The following is a 16,643-nucleotide window of genomic DNA, read 5'->3' on the forward strand; positions in this document are numbered from 1 at the left end:
ATATAACTTTAATAGATACCGTTTAATATTTTCTTTTTCAGTAAGGGCATTGTTAATGAAATATCGGCTCAGCCGACTGTTTTTTATAAAATTTTTATAATGGCAAGCATGCTCTCGTTATTGCTTGCTTTTACTGGTTGTTATCTCTACAATACGCCTCCTTAATTCAGCCTAAATTTTTGTTCCTTGTCTCAACTGGTGTTGGCTGTGCCAGATTATGAGACTACAACCGTAAGGAGCTCGTAATGCGTCATTACGAAATCGTATTTATGGTTCACCCTGATCAGAGTGAACAAGTGCCTGGTATGATCCAGCGCTACACAGATTTGATCAATGCTGCTGAAGGCAAAATCCACCGTCTAGAAGACTGGGGTCGTCGCCAATTAGCATACCCAATCAATAAACTACACAAAGCACATTATGTTCTTATGAACATTGAAGCGCCACAAGTAGTAATTGATGAGCTTGAAACTGCTTTCCGTTATAACGATGTTGTTATCCGTAACATGATTATGCGTACTAAAGATGCAGTAACTGAAGCATCGCCAATGGCTGCTGCTAAAGAAGAGCGTCGTGACGATCGCCGCGAAGTTAAGAAAGATGTTGCTGCTGCGCCAGTTGAAGCTAAAGAAGACTCTGCTGAAGAGAAATCTGAAGAAACTGCTAGCGAAGAATAAGTAATCTGTGATGATCTCGCAAGGTTCCTTGCAAGACTCTTTTTTAGAGAATTGCCTTGTGTTGACCGGTGCAGTGGTAAGAACCCCTAAACAGTCAACCAGTCCTGCAGGTATTAGTCATAGTCAGTTTTCAATAGATCATAAGTCTATACAAAATGAAGCTGGCATGAATCGACAAGCATTTGTTCGAATACAAGTAGTGGCTACAGGTGATTTATCACGCTTAACTCGTGAATTAGTTGCGGGTAATGTAATAAAAGTGACTGGTTTTATAAATCGTCATGAATCTAGAAACGGTAATCCGCTTTTAGCATTACATGCTCAGCAAATTGAAATGATTAATTAGGCTTTATTTACTAACTATAATAGTTAATAACATAAAACCATATTGGAGAACTCCATGTCTCGTTTTTTTAGACGTCGTAAGTTTTGCCGCTTCACAGCGGAAGGCGCAACATCTATCGATTATAAAGATATTGCCACGTTAAAAAATTATATCACTGAAAGTGGTAAAATTGTTCCTAGCCGTATCACTGGTACTGCTGCTAAATATCAACGTCAATTAACTCGTGCAATCAAACGCGCTCGTTACTTGTCTTTGTTACCATACACCGACTTACATAAGTAAGCTAATAGGGGTTTAAAATGGAAGTAATACTTCTTGATAAAATCGCCAAATTAGGCGGCCTTGGTGACAAGGTATCTGTTAAATCAGGTTATGCACGTAACTTCTTATTACCACAAGGTAAAGCAGTTTTTGCATCACAAGCTAACGTTGAACACTTTGAAGCACGTCGTGCTGAAATTGAAGCTGAATTAGCAACAGTATTAGCTTCAGCTGAAGCACGTGCTGCTAAAGTTGTTGAATTAGCTGAAGTTACTATCGCATCAAAATCTGGTGATGCGGGTAAATTATTTGGCTCTATTGGTACTCGTGATATCGCTGATGCGATCACTGAAGCTGGCGTTGAAGTAACGAAAGCTGAAGTACGTTTACCATTAGGTGCTATCCGCGAAACAGGTGAATTCGAAATCGCTATTCACTTACATCATGATGTTGATACTAGCATCAAAGTTATTGTTATCGCTGAAGCAGAATAACTCACTATAGCGTTAAGCTATCGTAAGCGTTATTAATAAAAACACCGTATTCTCATTGAGATTACGGTGTTTTTTTATAGCTGTTTCTTTATATAACTTTTATGAACTTGTCTTTTCTGTCAGCGCGTTAGTTAAGGCTTGATAATTTGTGATGGCTGGAAAATCGGTAATAACACTGGCTGATTTTTTACTATCAGGGTTAGCAATAGCGAGTAAATATTTAATACCATATTGTTGAGCCGATTTTAAAATTTCAACACTGTCATCAATAAATAGCGTTTTACTACAATCAAAGCCATGCTTGGCTTGTAGTCGTTGCCATAATAATTGAGACTCTTTAGTGATACCAAATTCATGAGTAGAATAAAGCGTATCAAAATATTGATCTAATTGCGTACGCTCAATTTTAAGTGATAGTGCCTCAGGGTGAGCATTAGTAACTAACACAACATCTTTACCATTAGCTTTAAGGGCTAATAAAAAGTCTTTTGCGTCACTGCGTAACTGAATAAGGTGCTTTATTTCCCGTTTGAGTTCTTGTATCGGCATTTGTGTTTGTTCAGACCAATAATCTAAGCAATACCATTTAATGGTGCCAACAACGGCTAAATAATCAGTTTTAAGCTTGGCTTTTGCAGCATCAAGCGATATTGACATTTTTTCACTGTAACGTAATGGTAAGTGCTCTAGCCAAAAGTGGTTATCAAAGTGTAAATCTAAAATGGTACCATCCATATCGATTAAAACAGTAGAAATTTTTGACCAATTAATGTTTGCCATATCGGCCATCCCTCAAAATAAATTGCAGTAATACCAATTCTATTAAATTTATTCCCAACTCAGAGCTTTATTAGCGAGCTTAGAACAAGCAGAATTTGTTAATTATAGTTACGCTATATTTCATAAGTAGTGTGCTGTTATCAGTTTGCTAATAAGCTCCCAAGGGCGAGTCTAAAAGGCTTGCATGCGACGTTATTGATTTTGACAAGGGAATAACCATTCTCTTCAATCAATGTCTTGCCTCTAAGCCTTTTAATTCTCGCTGAGTGAGAAATAACTTAATAGGCTTGGTATAAAATAAATATTAGCATTTTACTATTCCAAAAGTATTGTTTATCGTGTCATTATAGTGACATCTAAAAAAAATAATTAACTAATGTAGCTAAAAATATGGCTGATAAAAATCAATTACCCGTTATAACTAATCGTCGACAAATAGCAAAAAGTGCACTTTTTGCTATTGAACAAATAGATCTGACTTTTACTAATGGTGAACAAAGGCAATATGAGCGAATGGAAGGCTCTGGCCGTGGTGCTGTTATGGTTGTGCCTATGATTGATGATGAGAACCTATTGCTGGTACGTGAGTATTGTGCTGGTACCCACAGTTATTTGTTGGGCTTTCCTAAAGGTTTAATTGATGAGGGCGAAGTGGCAGAGCAGGCTGCTAATAGAGAGCTTCAAGAAGAAATTGGTTACGGTAGTAAGCATTTATATCAATTGTCTGAATTGATGATGGCACCCGCTTTTTTTAATGCCAAAATGACCATTTTTTTAGCGAAACAGCTTTATAGCTCAGTACTTGAAGGAGATGAGCCTGAGGCCTTACAAGTAGTGTCTTGGCCTATTAAAGATTACAAAAATTTATTACAACAAAGCGACTTCACGGAAGCACGCAGTATTGCAGCATTAATGTTAGTACGCGATTTTCTTGATAATGAATATTAACTTGCATCGATTAGCTGGCTTTAATAGTCAATTAATCGTTGGTTCAGTGTGTACAGGCATAACTTCAAAACATAGTTAAAGCCATACTTTGACATAACAGTTTTAAAGTACGATGACAGAGGTATAAAGATGAGAGAAGATAAATTACTAAACATTGCTTTAGAAAGTGCAAAAAAAGCAGGCGTAGAAGTAATGAAATATTATCGTCAGGGAAACTATACTGCAGAAATCAAAGCGGATGAAAGCCCAGTAACTAGTGCCGATATTGCCGCAAATGATATTTTAATGGATCAATTACAAACGCTAACACCAGATATTCCTATTATTTCTGAAGAGGTGGGGGCTGTCCCCTTTAGCGAACGAAAAAACTGGTCTCGTTATTGGTTACTTGATCCCATAGATGGCACGGGGGAGTTTATTATTGGTAGTGGAGACTTTGCTGTAAACATTGCATTAGTTGAAAACGGCTGGCCAACCTTAGGCGTTATTCATGCCCCAGATCATAAACTCACTTATTATGGTCAGAAAAACCTCGGTGCTTATAAAGATAATAGTCAAGTAAGCCATGCCATTAGTGTTGCTCAGTATCAAGAGAATCGTCATATTAAAGTTGCTATAAGCCGTCGCCAGCAGTTGGAACTGATGGGGCAATATTTAAGTGAAGATTACGATTATGATTACGTCGCTTTAGGTAGCTGCTCCTTAAAAAACTGCCTTATTGCCGAAGGAGGTGCTGACTGCTACTTGCGTGTGGGTGTTACTGGTGAATGGGATACTGGCGCTAGCCAATGTATCTTAGAAGAAGCTGGTGGTAATATCATCGACAGTGAGTTTAATCCGCTAAGTTACAATAAGGGTGAAAGCTTACTTAATCCTGATTTTCTTAGTTTAGGGTCAAGGGATTTTGCTTGGCAAGAAATTATTAAAGCGCATAAAAAGCGCTATGAATAAACTCAAACTGTTATAGGTCTAAATCGAGAGTTACTAAAATGAAAATGAGTGTAGTTAAAAAGCTTACACGTAATAGTTTAACGAGTCATGTTGGCGCTAATGGCGCTAAGGCGATGAAAACATAATTATTACTACCAGGTAGGCAGCGTCCATACTTGTTTACATGTGCTACCCAATGAGGCGTTTCTTATGTGGCTAATCAAAAGTTATTGTTTGGCTATCTGTTATCATAGCGAGTAACTTAGTGAGATTGGTATATAAGAGGTAACATCATGACTGAACAAGTAAGCACACTCTTTAGTAAAATTTGGCAGCAGTATATTAACGTTACTCCGTCAGCGAAAAAAATTCATCAATTATTAGGTAATGGCAGTGATGTTATTAATGATCATGTTGCTTATCGTACCTTTAATCACCCTAAAATTAATTTAGCGCAGTTAGCTAAAGGTTTGTTAGCGTTAGGCTACACCGAGTGTGGTCAATATGATTTTTCAGCAAAAAAACTCAATGCTAAACACTTTGAGCATACTGATAGCACTATGCCTAAAGTGTTTATTAGTGAATTACGTGTTGAAGAATTTTCTAGTGAAGTACAGCAAATTATTTCAGGATTAATCGCTCAGTTACCAGATGATGTTAGTGATAGAGCTGACTTTCTTTATTCAGGGCGCTTGTGGGACATTAGCTCAACAGACTATGAAACTTTATTATCTGTTAGTGAGTATGCAGCCTGGTTAGCCGCATGGGGATACCGTGCAAACCACTTTACCGTGAGTATTAATCACCTAGCTAACTTTGATGATATAAAGGTGGTAAATGCTCAGCTTAAAGAGGCGGGTTACCTACTCAATGCCAACGGCGGAGAAGTAAAAGGTGATGAAACAGTGAAATTAGAGCAATCATCTACGCTTGCCGATAAAGCTCCGGTGGTTTTTTCTGATAAAACGATGGCTATTCCTAGTTGCTTTTATGAATTTGCTAAACGTTACCCGTTGGCTAATGGGCAACTATATACAGGTTTTGTCGCGGCATCGGCGGATAAAATTTTTGATAGTACTAACGCTAAAAGTTAGTTAATTGCTAAGAGCTAAGTAAATGTTAAGCCAGTGCAGTGTCATTGGCTTTTTATTATCTTGTTTGATAATTATATATCGTATTTTTTCATCATAGCGTCAATGACCCCTTGGTCTTTTAATTTCTTTAACGTCTGATTAAATTGCTCAAGCGTAATAGGTGCATTAGCAGATAACGCCGCTTTAATATCTATCTCGTTGACAATAATAGGGAGCACTTTAAATGCACTATTATTGTTATTTTGCTTTAATTGATAATTAATTAGAATATTAGAGTCAATGACTACATCAACTCGCTTTAAATTTAAGCGAATCAAGTTGACGCTTAAGGTAGTAACGCCATAAGGGATAAGCTCACCTTGGTCAAAAAATGGTTGTAGAGTGGGATACTTATACCCTCGAATAGTACCGATAACCATACCTTTAAAGTCTGCTAATTTTTCATAATTATTAGGGTTATCAGCGTTAATGACCATGCGGTTTTTTTGAATAAATAGCGTATCACTCCACTGGAACTTTTCACTATGACTTAGCCAAGCCGGGTTACTGATCAAATGGATATGGGAAGTATTGTTTGCTAAGTAACGTTCAATACGCTTTCTAGGTGTTCTTACAAAGCTAACCATAAACCCTAATTCATCACCAAGTTCAGTCGCAATATCCTTGATAATACCTGAAGATAGTTGTTCACCTGACTCCATAGCGTACGGCGCAGCGTTGTAGTCACCATAGCTAAATATTAAGGTAGTTTTATCACTTGCGAAGGCGAAAAAAGGGAGTATAGCACTGCACAGTAGTAATTTTTTAAAGGTTATTAATTTCATCATGTTCAGGTTTTATGGCTTTTAATTCGCTCAATTAAGTGTTGTTTTCACTCATATAGAATGGCATAGCTAATAAGCAATAAGCAATAAGCAATAAGCAATAATGGCACTGTTATCTAAAATTTTAGTTTTTACAGCATCATTATGTAATTAAATTGTCTTACTCTTCCATACCTGTTTTAAATTGTTCACTAGGTAAAATATTGATACTTTCATGTAGTTCAGAGTAAACCAATACAGCACTACCTTGGTGAAGTTGTTTTTTCACTTGTGCAATTTTGGCTGCTTTACTTACTTCTTCAGCGCCGTATTCAGTGCCTTCTCGTAAAATAAAATCTTCAATAATAGCCGTTAAGGTTTCAGCGGGTAATTGTTCTAAAGGGATAATCATAACGTTCTTTATAGCGGTTAAGTAATAATGCTATTGTAGCGCTAAATTAGCTTGAAACGTCAATTATTGAATTAGGTATTATATTAGGTATAAAAAGGGGAAGGTTTGGATGAGTTTGCGAGCTAAAAACGATTAGCCAGGTAATATATATTGAACACCTAGACAGATTAAATGGGGTTATTATGCGTTTAATTTATCATCACTACGTATAAGCTATAGCGTATGAAGCACAATAATTTACCATTATTTAATCTGTTTAAGCAAATTGCATTTAGTTGGTAACGTTAGATACTTTTATTTACCTTCAGTTGTATCATCTTGAATATTTTTAATAAAATAATAGACATAAAAAGCACAAATGGCGATTGAAATAGCCATACCGCCAAGTGAAAACATCACAACCGGATCGTTAGCTAACATTGATAATAAGTTCATATTGAGCTCCATACTTATCTAAGTAATTTTTGATGTAATAAGTATAATGACATTGTGCAATGATTAAGCTGATATAGATCAATAGAAGCGTTGCTTTTCTACCATTTTAGCTTGATTGTCCTGCTGCTCTTTTATTTTTCGATAAAGCTTATTTGCTTTGTCGATATTCTCTTCAATCTTTCTGACCGATAGCTCACGCTCGTCCATTAAACGACTTTTTTCTGCATTAGGGTAGCCATTCCAAGCGGCAATGGTATTCCATATATAAGATAGCTCAGTGCTTTTTTCTACGCCTTTACCTTCACTATAGAGTAACGCTAAATTATACTGCGCGAGTGCGTAATTTTGGTTGGCTGCGTATTTATACCAGCGTGTTGCGGTAAAGTGATCTTGCTTAACACCTGTGCCATTCGCGTACATCACTGCTAAATTAAATTGCGCGCTGGCTAAGCCCTTCTGTGCTGCTTGATGGGTAAGTTCAAAAGCTTTAGTAAGATCTTTTTTTACCAATTCTCCTGCAGCATAAAGTAACGCTAATTCAAATTGTGCATCAGGGTAGTCTTGTTCTGCTGCCAAGTTAAACAACTCTAACGCTTTCATCGGATCTTTAGGCACCGAATAACCATGCTGATAAACCAAGGCCATTTGATATTGAGCAGGAGCGTAACCTTCACTAACTAACGGACGAAATTGCTCGATAGCCGCTTGGAATTCACCACGATTTAATTCATAAACTCCTCTCTCAAGATCATTACCTTGGCTGAATACGGAAAAACTGGTCAGTAAGGTTAAGCTCAGCAGTAATATTTTAGTATTCATGATATTTCCTCTCTTAGTGATTAACTTGCGGTTAACTTAGCTAGGCGTTTAATTATAGGCAATAAATCAACCGTCATTGGCCATCATCTCTTCAATTTCTTCTGCTAGCTCAAGCCAAAGCATTTCATTTTCTTCTATATCATTTTTTAAGGTAGCTTGTTTTTTTAGTAAGTCAGTTAACTGTGTTTTACGTTCGCTTTGGTAAATATCGCTATCACTTAATAACGCGTCAAGTTTTGATAGCTCTTGTTGCCATTGTTGGATTTTTTTCTCTAAACTATCGGCCTTTTTACGTAAAGGTGCTGATATTTTTCGCAGCTCAGCTTGTTGTTGGCGCTGTTGCTTTTTGTCTAAGCCTTTATCGCTAGTTTTTTGGTCAGTTTTTATTGCTTTAATCGCTTGCTTTTTATCATCGTTAAGCCATTGCTGATAATCATCAATATCACCGTTAAAATCAATGACTCGACCGTTAGCAACTAGATAAAACTCATCAACACACGACTCTAATAAAAACCTATCATGAGCAATCAAAATAATAGCGCCGCCAAAATCCTGTAGTGCCATCACCAGCGCTTGGCGCATTTCTAAATCTAAATGGTTGGTTGGTTCATCAAGTAGTAATAATTGTGGTTTTTCTAGCACAATTAACGCCAGCACTAAACGTGCTTTCTCACCACCTGACATCGTGGCGACTTGTGATAAAGCTTGATCACCACTAAAACCAAATTTACCTAAAAAGGTACGTGCTTGTGGTTCACCTAAGGTAGGTTGAGCGCGTAAAATATGATCAACTGGGCTTGAGGGGGCATGTAGTTGTTCTAACTGGTGCTGAGAGAAATAGCCTACGGTTAAATCTTGTGCGCAGTAACGCTCACCCTGAAGTAAAGCAAGCTCACCCGCTAGCGATTTAATTAGGGTTGATTTACCTGCGCCATTTCTTCCCAATAAACCAATGCGGCTTCCTGGTATTAAGGTTAGCGCCACGTCCGCTAAAATAGTCGTTTGCTCACCGTGAACAGACTTAGCATAACCACAATCACTGTCATTTAATGATAATAGCGGATAAGGCAAGCTGTCAGGTTCGGCAAAGCTAAAGGTAAATTGGCTATCAACATGCGCTGGCGCTAAATCAGGTAATTTTTCTAAACGTTTTAAGCGACTTTGTGCTTGTTTAGCTTTACTCGCTTTTGCGCGAAAGCGATCAACAAAGGCGGTTAGGTGTGCGGCTTCTTTTTGTTGGCGTTGAAATTGTGCGTCTTGCTGCGCTAAATGTTCACGGCGCTGGCGTTCAAAGGCGGTATAGTTGCCGCTGTATAATTTAGCGCGTTGGTGTTCAATATGCAGGATTTGACCAATAACGGTATCAAGAAAATCACGGTCATGTGAAATAAGTACCAAGGTGCCAGTAAAGCGTTTTAACCAACGTTGTAACCAAATAACGGCATCTAAATCTAAATGGTTGGTTGGTTCATCCAGTAATAATAAATCAGCACGAGAGATCAATGCTTGCGCTAAGTTTAAGCGCATGCGCCAGCCACCAGAAAAGTCTTTTACCGGGTTATCAAGTTGTGATTGTAAAAAGCCTAAGCCATGTAGTAATTCACCAGCGCGTGCAGGTAAGCTATAGCCGTTGATAGTATCTATTTTATTGATAATAGTGGCTTCAAGATTACCATTGTTACTCGCACGAGCTTGCTCAAGTTGTTGCTCTAACTGGCGAAATTCTTTGTCGCCATCCATGACATAATCAAGGGCACTTTGCTCTAAAGAAGGAGTTTCTTGTTTTACTGTAGCAATATCCCAACTGCTCGGTAATGATAAATCGCCGGCATCGGGTGCTAAATCACCTAATAAAGCGGCGAATAAAGAAGACTTACCACAGCCATTACTTCCCACTAAGCCAACTTTATGATTAGGGTGAATAGTAAAGCTAGATGCTTTGATTAGGTTTTTAGCCCCTCTATCTAAACTTAGGTCTGTGGCGATAATCAATAGTATTTCCTCGAGAAAATGGCATAGTGAGCTAGAGATAATAGCCACTAAAAAAATGCAGATGCATTGTCGCTTTTCCTATGACTACTATTCAAGGTAAAATAGCGATAATAACGTATTTAATGCTGAGTCAAGCTGTGTTAAGTGAGTAAAAACTTAACACAGCAGCACCAAGCCTAATAATAAGTAGTAACTAATGATGAATAAAGCCCCAAAAAAGAGATTTATCGCCGGTGCGGTTTGCCCTAAATGTAAAGCGATGGACACTATGGCATTAACCAAAGAGCATGGCGTTGAAAAAGCGACTTGCGTTAGTTGTGGAGAACAGATGGTGCAAACGGAAGAGCACGTTGAGAAAGTGGTACGTCAACACGAGCAGGTAATTGGTGTGTTTAAGCCTTAATAAACCTTTATTGCAGTAGTTTTAATTAGATCTACTGCAATAAAGTAAACAGTCAGCTAGTTATTAGCTAATAACTATTAGTAATGCGGTGGCGGTGGCTCAATACTGTCATTATCATTATCGAGCGATAAACTAGCTGCATCTTTGATGCGGTTAGCGACTAATTGTATTTGCTGTTTTAGCTCGGAAATTTCATGTTGATGATTTGCTAACTCTTCACTTAGTTGTTCAATAACATCGTCTTGAAAAACATTTCGTGATTCTAAATCATCAACACGCTTCTCGAGTTGTTGAACATAGTTGGCGTTGGTGCTGTGAGCACTTAAAGTTACTTCGTTATTGGCCATGATTCAACATATCCTGATGAGCTTATCGTTAATAGGGTGTTATTATCGCCAAATGCGACACTATACACAACCGCTCCGGTCGGTCTTTTTGCTTCTTTAGGCGTAACAAACCAATGCGACAGGCGTTTACCCGTAGCAATATCCCAAACGCTAACCTTTCTAGTTGCTGCGCCAGTGATTAATTTTTTACCATCCGCAGAAAAACGAACTGAGCTAAATACTTCATGACGCTTAGTGCCTTGTAAACTACTAATACGTTTACCGGTTTTTAAATCCCAAATATAGGCACTTTTCATACTGTCAGCAGAAAAAGCATAACGGCCTCTTGGGTCTAAGGCCACTTTCGATACCCGAGAGCTATGATTAAATTGATAAACGACTTGCCCCGATTTAGTATCCCAAACATAAGCAGTGAAATCGTTACCACCTGAGATAGCAACGCGGCCATTAGGCAGCATATCTACTGAATTGATTTTCTCTTTGTGACCTAAAAACTCTAGCCGTCTGCCGGTATCAACTGTTACATGCACTACCGTGCCGTTACTTTTACCAATAAGTAAATAATTACCGCCATTACTGATAGCTATATCTCTAATATGCGATTCACGCACTTGCCAATAGCCTTCTGATTTACCTGATTGTAAGTTCCATAAAGCAAAGTTACTTCTATTAGCGGTTAACACATGACTGGCATTATCACTAATATCAATGGCTAGCACTAAATTGTCGCTACTGTTCTGCTCTTGCGCCCAATTATACAAGCGCTCATTTTTATTTAAGTCCCATACACTTAAGCCATGATGAATAGACGAGACTACTGAAAATTGAGCATCACTAGAAATTTGACCCGCGTAGGCGCCTTCGACAGACTGTTGCCATCGCTGCAGTGGTTCTTGCGTTACTGGCTTACACGCGGTAAGTGTCGCTAATAAGATGACTGAAAAAATCCAATTACAATTTAACAAGGTATTAATACTTTTTTATTTATACGTTTATCGTTAGTATAAGTTCTTTTATGAAATTGTTTAGTGTTATCTTTACTTTAATATTACTTTCAACATAGTTTAATCATAAGTTAACACCCACTTTTAAGTTTTTAATGGAGATATGAATGAAATTGTTTAAGCCTACCTTAGTGGCCCTTGCGTTATTTGCTGTTGTTGGTTGTAACGAACAAGCGACTGAAGAAGTAAAAGCGCCAGTATTAGATACTGAAGTACAAAAACAAGCCTATGGCTTAGGTGCCTCAATTGGTATGTACATGCAACGTAACTTAGAAGAGCATGACAAACTAGGCTTAACGTTAAGTAAAGAGCTTATCGTGCGTGGCTTTGTTGATAGCATTGAGGGTAAAGCAGTTATTGAAAAAGAAGAAATTCAAGCCTTGTTAATGAACCTTGACGAAAGCATGAAAGAAAAACAACAAGCCGCTGCCATTGCCGCCGCTGAAGCCGGCATTGCTGAAGGTACCAAGTACCTTGCAGAAAATGCTAAAAAAGAAGGCGTACAAGTTACTGAATCAGGTATTCAATATGTGGTCTTAACGGCAGGTGAAGGCGATAAACCTGCAGCAACTGATACCGTTACTGTGCATTACAAAGGTACTTTTTTAAACGGTGAAACCTTTGATAGTTCATATGATCGCGGCGAACCGGCGGTATTCCCACTGAATCGTGTCATTAAAGGTTGGACTGAAGGTGTACAATTAATGTCGGTCGGTGCTAAATATAAATTTACTATTCCTTCTGACTTAGCGTATGGTCCTAATGGTAACCCACCACGTATTCCGGGTAACTCAGTATTAGAATTTGAAATTGAATTGTTAGAAATTCAGCAAGCAGAAGAAGCGCCAAAAGCAGACGAACACGCGGTGCACTAAATCGCGCTTGGTACTTGTTAGCAGCTTAACGATTTAAAACCGTTAGTAATAACATCGACAACGCAGGCTGCAATAAATTTTTAAGCCATCGGTAATCACTTACTGATGGCTTTTTTATTGGCAGCAAGTGTTGATAGGATTATTGCTTTTACCGATAGAAATAATCACACCACGAGAGATATTGGTATAAAATACTGTCCATGAAAAAACTTCTTATAATTGGCTATGTTTGGCCAGAGCCTAACTCTTCTGCGGCAGGTAGCCGTATGATGCAGTTAATTCATTTTTTCCAAGCACAAGGCTACCACATTACCTTTGCCAGTCCTGCGCAGCAAACTGAGCATATGGTTGATTTACTTACCTTAAATATTGACGTTGAAAATATCAGTCTTAATTGCACCAGCTTCGATACATTTATTAACGCCTTACAACCTACTACAGTCATGTTTGACCGCTTTATGATGGAAGAACAATTTGGCTGGCGTGTTAGCGAGCAATGCCCACAGGCCTTACGTATTTTAGATACCGAAGATTTATTTTGTCTGCGTAATGCCCGCCATCAAGCCTATAAGCAGCAGCGTAGCATTACCGATGAAGACTTACTCAACAGTGATATGGCCAAGCGTGAGGTCGCATCAATATTTAGATCTGATATCAGTTTAATGATTTCTAGCGTTGAGATAGCACTATTACAACGCTTATTTAAAGTAGAGGCGAGTTTACTGCATTATTGTCCTTTTATGCTGAGTCACGCGCAACTAACACAAAATAATCCTACTTATCAGCAACGTGAAGACTTTATGGCGATAGGTAATTTTAGACATGCACCTAACTGGGATGCGGTATTATGGTTAAAACAACAAATATGGCCATTGATCCGCAAGCAACTACCTAACACCAAATTAAACATCTATGGTGCTTATCCGCCGCCGAAAGCTACTGATTTACATGATCAAAAAGCAGGTTTTCTAGTAAAAGGCTGGGTTGATAATGCCGTACTTGCCATGCAAAGTGCTAAAGTTTGTTTAGCGCCGCTACGTTTTGGCGCGGGTATTAAAGGTAAGTTAGCTGAAGCTATGTATTGTGCTACGCCATCAGTGACAACGGATATTGGCGCAGAAAGCATGCAAACGTCGCTACCTTGGGCTGGCGCAATTGCGAATGATCCACAAACTATTGCTAATGCAGCAATAAAGCTTTACCAAGACGAACAAGCGTGGCAAGTAGCCAGTAATTTAGGGCAACAAAATGCCCTGCTTATGTATCAGCAAGCCGGTATTTTAGCTCAGTTAGCAGAAAAATTAACGCAAGTAACAACGAACCTGGAGGTACATAGACAAACTAACTTTATTGGTAGTATGTTGAATCATCACCATCATAAAAGTACTCAATATATGTCGCAATGGATTGATGTTAAAACCCAATTAAAACTTCTTGAAGAGAATAACGTAGAGTAAAAGTAGCCCGGGGCATGTTTAGCAGCAGTTTTTATTACGCATAATTATAAAGACTGCTCAAGTATGCGTGTTAAGCGTTGGCTGGCGTTAAGTAATTGCTGCTCTATTACCGGTAAATAATACTCAGCATAATCATCCGTTAGCCTTATTTTTCCTTGAGGTCGTAGACAAACCTGCTGGTTTGTTAATTGGCAATATTGAAAACGTGGTGCTCGTATTAATTGATAAGATTCATCAGCCCACTGCCACACGTGTTTAGCTTGATAAGGCGCGGTATAACTTTTTGACCACTGAGCGTTTAAAGAAGCTAACCATTGTTTTTTCGTGCGCTTAGCTGCTTGAATTAAACAAGTATCCCAATACCAGTGTAAATTATTACACTGTCCTTCCTTCTTAGCGAAAGTAATTTTATTACCGCCTAAATCGCTGGCATAACTTACATGTAAAGGTTGGTGAATATCAGCTAACCAATGACCTAAAAATAATAACGCTTGCGCAGATTGCCAAGATACTGAAGAATCTTTTAATTGTTGTTGATGGTGAAGAATGGCTTGTGGTAAGCAGTTATTACTACAACTTGCTTGCGTTATTTTAACCAAGTTGCGTGGTACATTAAGGTAATGCCAACTTTGGTACTGCTTAAATGTTGCTTGGCTTTTTTGATGAGGTTTAATGGCGTCAGCCCAAGTACAGGCGTTAGCAAAAGTAAGCGGGGTATTTTTTGATAAATGATTATAGTGGTTAATAATCGCTTGATGCGTTTTGGGTACTGTTTGTAATAGTTCAATAACATTCTGCTTTTTTGACGCAGACAAGTGATCAAAAGCCAGTTGGCAAACAATGTTATGACCGAACTTCGCTAAAGCAAAGCTCGGTTGACTAAATACCATAAGACCGCTAAAAAATAACGAGCAGTATAGAATTTTGAACATAATTACTTACGTACTAATCGACAAATATCTGCATTTCTTTGCCAATTTTTTTACGCATTTCCATTAATTTTATTGCTGTATCATGTTGTCTTTGATCATCAGGTGTTTCAGGTATCCATTGTGGTACTTTTTCTGATTTACCATCTGGGCCAACGGCAACCATAATAACAATACAGTGGGTCGTTAACTTGCGATCTAATGATTTAGGATCACAGGCATTAACTTCTAAGGCAATATGTATTGAAGAATTACCAGTGTAAATTACTTTGGCTTCCACCTCTACTAAACTGCCAACATGTATAGGGGCAATAAAACGAATGCCACCCGCATAAGCGGTTACACAGTAACGGCCACTCCAACCAGCAGCACAAGCATAAGCGGCTAAATCTATCCACTTCATTACAGCACCGCCATGTACTTTACCGCCAAAATTTACATCTTGTGGTTCGGCTAAAAATCGTAAAGTAATGTCGCGTTGAGGAATCTTCATAATTGAGCTCTTTGTCGTTAATGATATTTTTTCAGGGGGTATGAAAAATAGTAGAATTTAAAAAAAGATTGCTAAAGTATAGTGTTCACTGTCAATTAGCAAATAATATATTTTTTGATGTGAGAACGTAGATTTTTTTTTGCTCATGATCTAAAGCTTAGGGTGTGGCGTATAACTAAAGATATCAAGGTAGTGAGAGGTTTATCTAGCGTTGCTTTTCAGATCAGCTAGTAAATATTAACTAAGAGTTTTAGTACTGGCAAGCATGCCCAATAGCGTCATTTAATAGTCAGTTAGGTGATAGTCATGACAAGCATGCTGTTATAGGCAATGACGATAAAGCATTGCCATGGTGTTCAGGCTTGTTAGTTTACAGTAGATTTAAGCCTTGTTTTAATGTGGTCGCAACTTCTTTATAACCATTGTTGTTTAAATAACCACTAAAGCTATTGATTAGCGCAGGTACTTGCTCAGTGGTTATACCTAAGCTTTGCATCGCTGAACGCAAATAATCGATACTTTTTGCTTTTTTTCCAGCATCACCAGCGTTAGTGAATAAAGAGCTTATTGAAGATTCGGTCATTTGAGGCGCTTTATTAAGATAATTTTGTACGTCAGGTAACGCTTTACTAATTAAAGCAAAGTTTGCTGTAGATAAGTTGTCTTTGGCGACGTTCAGTAATGAGCCAAAACTAGCAGCGACGGTAGACTCAGGTAAGTTTAATTGCGTTGCAACATAGTTAATCATGGCATTACTTTGCAATGGTACGCCTGCTTCTGTTGATATGGTGTTAATTTTTTCAGTAGGTGCGTTTGCCATAGCAGACAACTCTAACGCTCTGCTAGGCAATGAACTTAGGCTTGCGATACTCATTAAGGTAACAGAAGCAGAAAGGTAGATAATTGATAACTTCACGGTGGACTTCCTATTAACAATAGTGTCGATAAATGTTTAATAAATAAGGTCTCAGTAATAAAAAAGCCTTTCTCAAAGAGAAAGGCTTGAATTGCTCGCATTATGGTCTTGTTACCAAGCTTCTTATTATTGATTTTTTAGCTACTAATTTATTATTATTTTTAGTTTTTAGCTATTTTATTTGGGTTTTCTTTATTGTTTTTATTATTGTTTTTCTTTAGCGCAGGC

Annotated in this window: 21 protein-coding genes; 10 read left to right on the top strand and 11 right to left on the bottom strand. The window is 38.0% G+C overall.

Annotation, left to right across the window (positions count from 1 at the left end; genetic code table 11):
* Positions 1-245: 245 nt before the first annotated feature.
* From rpsF to rplI, 4 genes are read left to right on the top strand one after another with little or no spacing between them, the layout of a single operon-like run.
* Positions 246-677, top strand: a complete 432-nt coding sequence (gene rpsF, locus FCS21_RS11955; RefSeq protein ID WP_138623694.1) for a 30S ribosomal protein S6 — start codon at positions 246-248, stop codon at positions 675-677.
* A 10-nt stretch (positions 678-687) separates the two neighbouring features.
* Entirely contained in the window at positions 688-1,023 is a 336-nt protein-coding gene (priB, locus tag FCS21_RS11960; RefSeq protein WP_138623696.1) for a primosomal replication protein N, read from the top strand.
* Between the two features lie 54 nt (positions 1,024-1,077).
* Positions 1,078-1,305, top strand: a complete 228-nt coding sequence (gene rpsR / locus FCS21_RS11965; protein ID WP_011041278.1) for a 30S ribosomal protein S18 — start codon at positions 1,078-1,080, stop codon at positions 1,303-1,305.
* 17 nt (positions 1,306-1,322) lie between these two features.
* Positions 1,323-1,778, top strand: coding sequence for a 50S ribosomal protein L9 (gene rplI, locus FCS21_RS11970; RefSeq protein WP_138623698.1), 456 nt, complete (start codon positions 1,323-1,325; stop codon positions 1,776-1,778).
* Positions 1,779-1,877: 99 nt separating this feature from the next.
* Here rplI and yrfG read toward each other — a convergent pair whose 3' ends face one another.
* Entirely contained in the window at positions 1,878-2,558 is a 681-nt protein-coding gene (gene yrfG / locus FCS21_RS11975; RefSeq protein WP_138623700.1) for a GMP/IMP nucleotidase, read from the bottom strand.
* Between the two features lie 390 nt (positions 2,559-2,948).
* Here yrfG and nudE point away from each other — a divergent pair, with 390 nt between their 5' ends.
* From nudE to FCS21_RS11990, 3 genes are all read left to right on the top strand, one after another.
* Positions 2,949-3,506, top strand: a complete 558-nt coding sequence (gene nudE, locus FCS21_RS11980; protein ID WP_138623702.1) for an ADP compounds hydrolase NudE — start codon at positions 2,949-2,951, stop codon at positions 3,504-3,506.
* A 129-nt stretch (positions 3,507-3,635) separates the two neighbouring features.
* On the top strand, positions 3,636-4,457 hold the full coding sequence (gene cysQ / locus FCS21_RS11985; protein WP_138623704.1) for a 3'(2'),5'-bisphosphate nucleotidase CysQ: 822 nt from the start codon (positions 3,636-3,638) through the stop codon (positions 4,455-4,457).
* Positions 4,458-4,729: 272 nt separating this feature from the next.
* On the top strand, positions 4,730-5,530 hold the full coding sequence (locus tag FCS21_RS11990) for a DUF1338 domain-containing protein (RefSeq protein ID WP_138623706.1): 801 nt from the start codon (positions 4,730-4,732) through the stop codon (positions 5,528-5,530).
* A gap of 71 nt (positions 5,531-5,601) precedes the next feature.
* On the opposite strand, the gene FCS21_RS11995 is transcribed toward FCS21_RS11990, so the two are convergent.
* The 5 genes from FCS21_RS11995 to FCS21_RS12010 all read right to left on the bottom strand — a co-directional run bounded on the left by FCS21_RS11995 (position 5,602) and on the right by FCS21_RS12010 (position 9,991).
* Positions 5,602-6,357, bottom strand: coding sequence for a substrate-binding periplasmic protein (locus FCS21_RS11995; protein ID WP_138623708.1), 756 nt, complete (start codon positions 6,355-6,357; stop codon positions 5,602-5,604).
* A gap of 157 nt (positions 6,358-6,514) precedes the next feature.
* Positions 6,515-6,745 carry a YheU family protein gene (locus FCS21_RS12000; RefSeq protein WP_138623710.1) on the bottom strand — a complete coding sequence of 77 codons (231 nt, stop codon included), beginning with the start codon at positions 6,743-6,745 and terminating at the stop codon, positions 6,515-6,517.
* Positions 6,746-7,039: 294 nt separating this feature from the next.
* Entirely contained in the window at positions 7,040-7,180 is a 141-nt protein-coding gene (locus FCS21_RS16810; RefSeq protein WP_171035696.1) for a hypothetical protein, read from the bottom strand.
* A 78-nt stretch (positions 7,181-7,258) separates the two neighbouring features.
* Positions 7,259-7,999 (bottom strand): tetratricopeptide repeat protein, encoded by a 741-nt coding sequence (locus tag FCS21_RS12005; RefSeq protein ID WP_138623712.1) that lies wholly within the window; start codon positions 7,997-7,999, stop codon positions 7,259-7,261.
* Between the two features lie 66 nt (positions 8,000-8,065).
* The gene (locus tag FCS21_RS12010; RefSeq protein WP_138623714.1) at positions 8,066-9,991 is read right to left on the bottom strand and encodes an ATP-binding cassette domain-containing protein; all 1,926 of its coding nucleotides are present in this window, start codon (positions 9,989-9,991) and stop codon (positions 8,066-8,068) included.
* A gap of 199 nt (positions 9,992-10,190) precedes the next feature.
* Here FCS21_RS12010 and FCS21_RS12015 point away from each other — a divergent pair, with 199 nt between their 5' ends.
* Positions 10,191-10,394: a YheV family putative zinc ribbon protein gene (locus FCS21_RS12015; protein WP_138623832.1), complete on the top strand. Its 204-nt coding sequence runs from the start codon at positions 10,191-10,193 to the stop codon at positions 10,392-10,394.
* Positions 10,395-10,471: 77 nt separating this feature from the next.
* Here FCS21_RS12015 and FCS21_RS12020 read toward each other — a convergent pair whose 3' ends face one another.
* Together FCS21_RS12020 and FCS21_RS12025 are read right to left on the bottom strand one after the other, a co-directional pair.
* The gene (locus FCS21_RS12020) at positions 10,472-10,741 is read right to left on the bottom strand and encodes a SlyX family protein (RefSeq protein WP_138623716.1); all 270 of its coding nucleotides are present in this window, start codon (positions 10,739-10,741) and stop codon (positions 10,472-10,474) included.
* Positions 10,723-11,706 carry a WD40 repeat domain-containing protein gene (locus tag FCS21_RS12025; protein ID WP_138623718.1) on the bottom strand — a complete coding sequence of 328 codons (984 nt, stop codon included), beginning with the start codon at positions 11,704-11,706 and terminating at the stop codon, positions 10,723-10,725. Before FCS21_RS12025 ends, FCS21_RS12020 begins: the two co-directional genes overlap by 19 nt.
* A 146-nt stretch (positions 11,707-11,852) precedes the next feature.
* Between FCS21_RS12025 and FCS21_RS12030 the strand changes: the two genes are divergently transcribed.
* Both FCS21_RS12030 and FCS21_RS12035 read left to right on the top strand, forming a co-directional pair.
* A complete protein-coding gene (locus tag FCS21_RS12030) occupies positions 11,853-12,620 on the top strand; it encodes an FKBP-type peptidyl-prolyl cis-trans isomerase (protein WP_138623720.1) in 768 nt (255 codons plus the stop codon).
* Between the two features lie 200 nt (positions 12,621-12,820).
* On the top strand, positions 12,821-14,077 hold the full coding sequence (locus FCS21_RS12035) for a glycosyltransferase (RefSeq protein WP_138623722.1): 1,257 nt from the start codon (positions 12,821-12,823) through the stop codon (positions 14,075-14,077).
* Positions 14,078-14,121: 44 nt separating this feature from the next.
* Here FCS21_RS12035 and FCS21_RS12040 read toward each other — a convergent pair whose 3' ends face one another.
* The 3 genes from FCS21_RS12040 to FCS21_RS12050 all read right to left on the bottom strand — a co-directional run bounded on the left by FCS21_RS12040 (position 14,122) and on the right by FCS21_RS12050 (position 16,415).
* Positions 14,122-15,009: a S1/P1 nuclease gene (locus tag FCS21_RS12040; RefSeq protein ID WP_138623724.1), complete on the bottom strand. Its 888-nt coding sequence runs from the start codon at positions 15,007-15,009 to the stop codon at positions 14,122-14,124.
* Positions 15,010-15,022: 13 nt separating this feature from the next.
* Positions 15,023-15,499, bottom strand: coding sequence for an acyl-CoA thioesterase (locus FCS21_RS12045; RefSeq protein WP_138623726.1), 477 nt, complete (start codon positions 15,497-15,499; stop codon positions 15,023-15,025).
* Positions 15,500-15,869: 370 nt separating this feature from the next.
* Positions 15,870-16,415: a DUF2780 domain-containing protein gene (locus FCS21_RS12050; protein WP_246047220.1), complete on the bottom strand. Its 546-nt coding sequence runs from the start codon at positions 16,413-16,415 to the stop codon at positions 15,870-15,872.
* Positions 16,416-16,643: the final 228 nt, after the last annotated feature.

It is taken from the genome of Colwellia ponticola (assembly GCF_005885605.1).
Lineage (GTDB): Bacteria > Pseudomonadota > Gammaproteobacteria > Enterobacterales > Alteromonadaceae > Colwellia > Colwellia ponticola.

Bases quoted from the DNA above. Each gene is read 5' to 3' on its own strand.
- rpsF (WP_138623694.1), top strand. From the start codon at position 246: ATGCGTCATTACGAAATCGTATTTATGGTTCACCCTGATCAGAGTGAA.
- priB (WP_138623696.1), top strand. From the start codon at position 688: ATGATCTCGCAAGGTTCCTTGCAAGACTCTTTTTTAGAGAATTGCCTT.
- rpsR (WP_011041278.1), top strand. From the start codon at position 1,078: ATGTCTCGTTTTTTTAGACGTCGTAAGTTTTGCCGCTTCACAGCGGAA.
- rplI (WP_138623698.1), top strand. From the start codon at position 1,323: ATGGAAGTAATACTTCTTGATAAAATCGCCAAATTAGGCGGCCTTGGT.
- yrfG (WP_138623700.1), bottom strand. From the start codon at position 2,558: ATGGCAAACATTAATTGGTCAAAAATTTCTACTGTTTTAATCGATATG.
- nudE (WP_138623702.1), top strand. From the start codon at position 2,949: ATGGCTGATAAAAATCAATTACCCGTTATAACTAATCGTCGACAAATA.
- cysQ (WP_138623704.1), top strand. From the start codon at position 3,636: ATGAGAGAAGATAAATTACTAAACATTGCTTTAGAAAGTGCAAAAAAA.
- FCS21_RS11990 (WP_138623706.1), top strand. From the start codon at position 4,730: ATGACTGAACAAGTAAGCACACTCTTTAGTAAAATTTGGCAGCAGTAT.
- FCS21_RS11995 (WP_138623708.1), bottom strand. From the start codon at position 6,357: ATGATGAAATTAATAACCTTTAAAAAATTACTACTGTGCAGTGCTATA.
- FCS21_RS12000 (WP_138623710.1), bottom strand. From the start codon at position 6,745: ATGATTATCCCTTTAGAACAATTACCCGCTGAAACCTTAACGGCTATT.
- FCS21_RS16810 (WP_171035696.1), bottom strand. From the start codon at position 7,180: ATGAACTTATTATCAATGTTAGCTAACGATCCGGTTGTGATGTTTTCA.
- FCS21_RS12005 (WP_138623712.1), bottom strand. From the start codon at position 7,999: ATGAATACTAAAATATTACTGCTGAGCTTAACCTTACTGACCAGTTTT.
- FCS21_RS12015 (WP_138623832.1), top strand. From the start codon at position 10,191: ATGAATAAAGCCCCAAAAAAGAGATTTATCGCCGGTGCGGTTTGCCCT.
- FCS21_RS12020 (WP_138623716.1), bottom strand. From the start codon at position 10,741: ATGGCCAATAACGAAGTAACTTTAAGTGCTCACAGCACCAACGCCAAC.
- FCS21_RS12030 (WP_138623720.1), top strand. From the start codon at position 11,853: ATGAAATTGTTTAAGCCTACCTTAGTGGCCCTTGCGTTATTTGCTGTT.
- FCS21_RS12035 (WP_138623722.1), top strand. From the start codon at position 12,821: ATGAAAAAACTTCTTATAATTGGCTATGTTTGGCCAGAGCCTAACTCT.
- FCS21_RS12040 (WP_138623724.1), bottom strand. From the start codon at position 15,009: ATGTTCAAAATTCTATACTGCTCGTTATTTTTTAGCGGTCTTATGGTA.
- FCS21_RS12045 (WP_138623726.1), bottom strand. From the start codon at position 15,499: ATGAAGATTCCTCAACGCGACATTACTTTACGATTTTTAGCCGAACCA.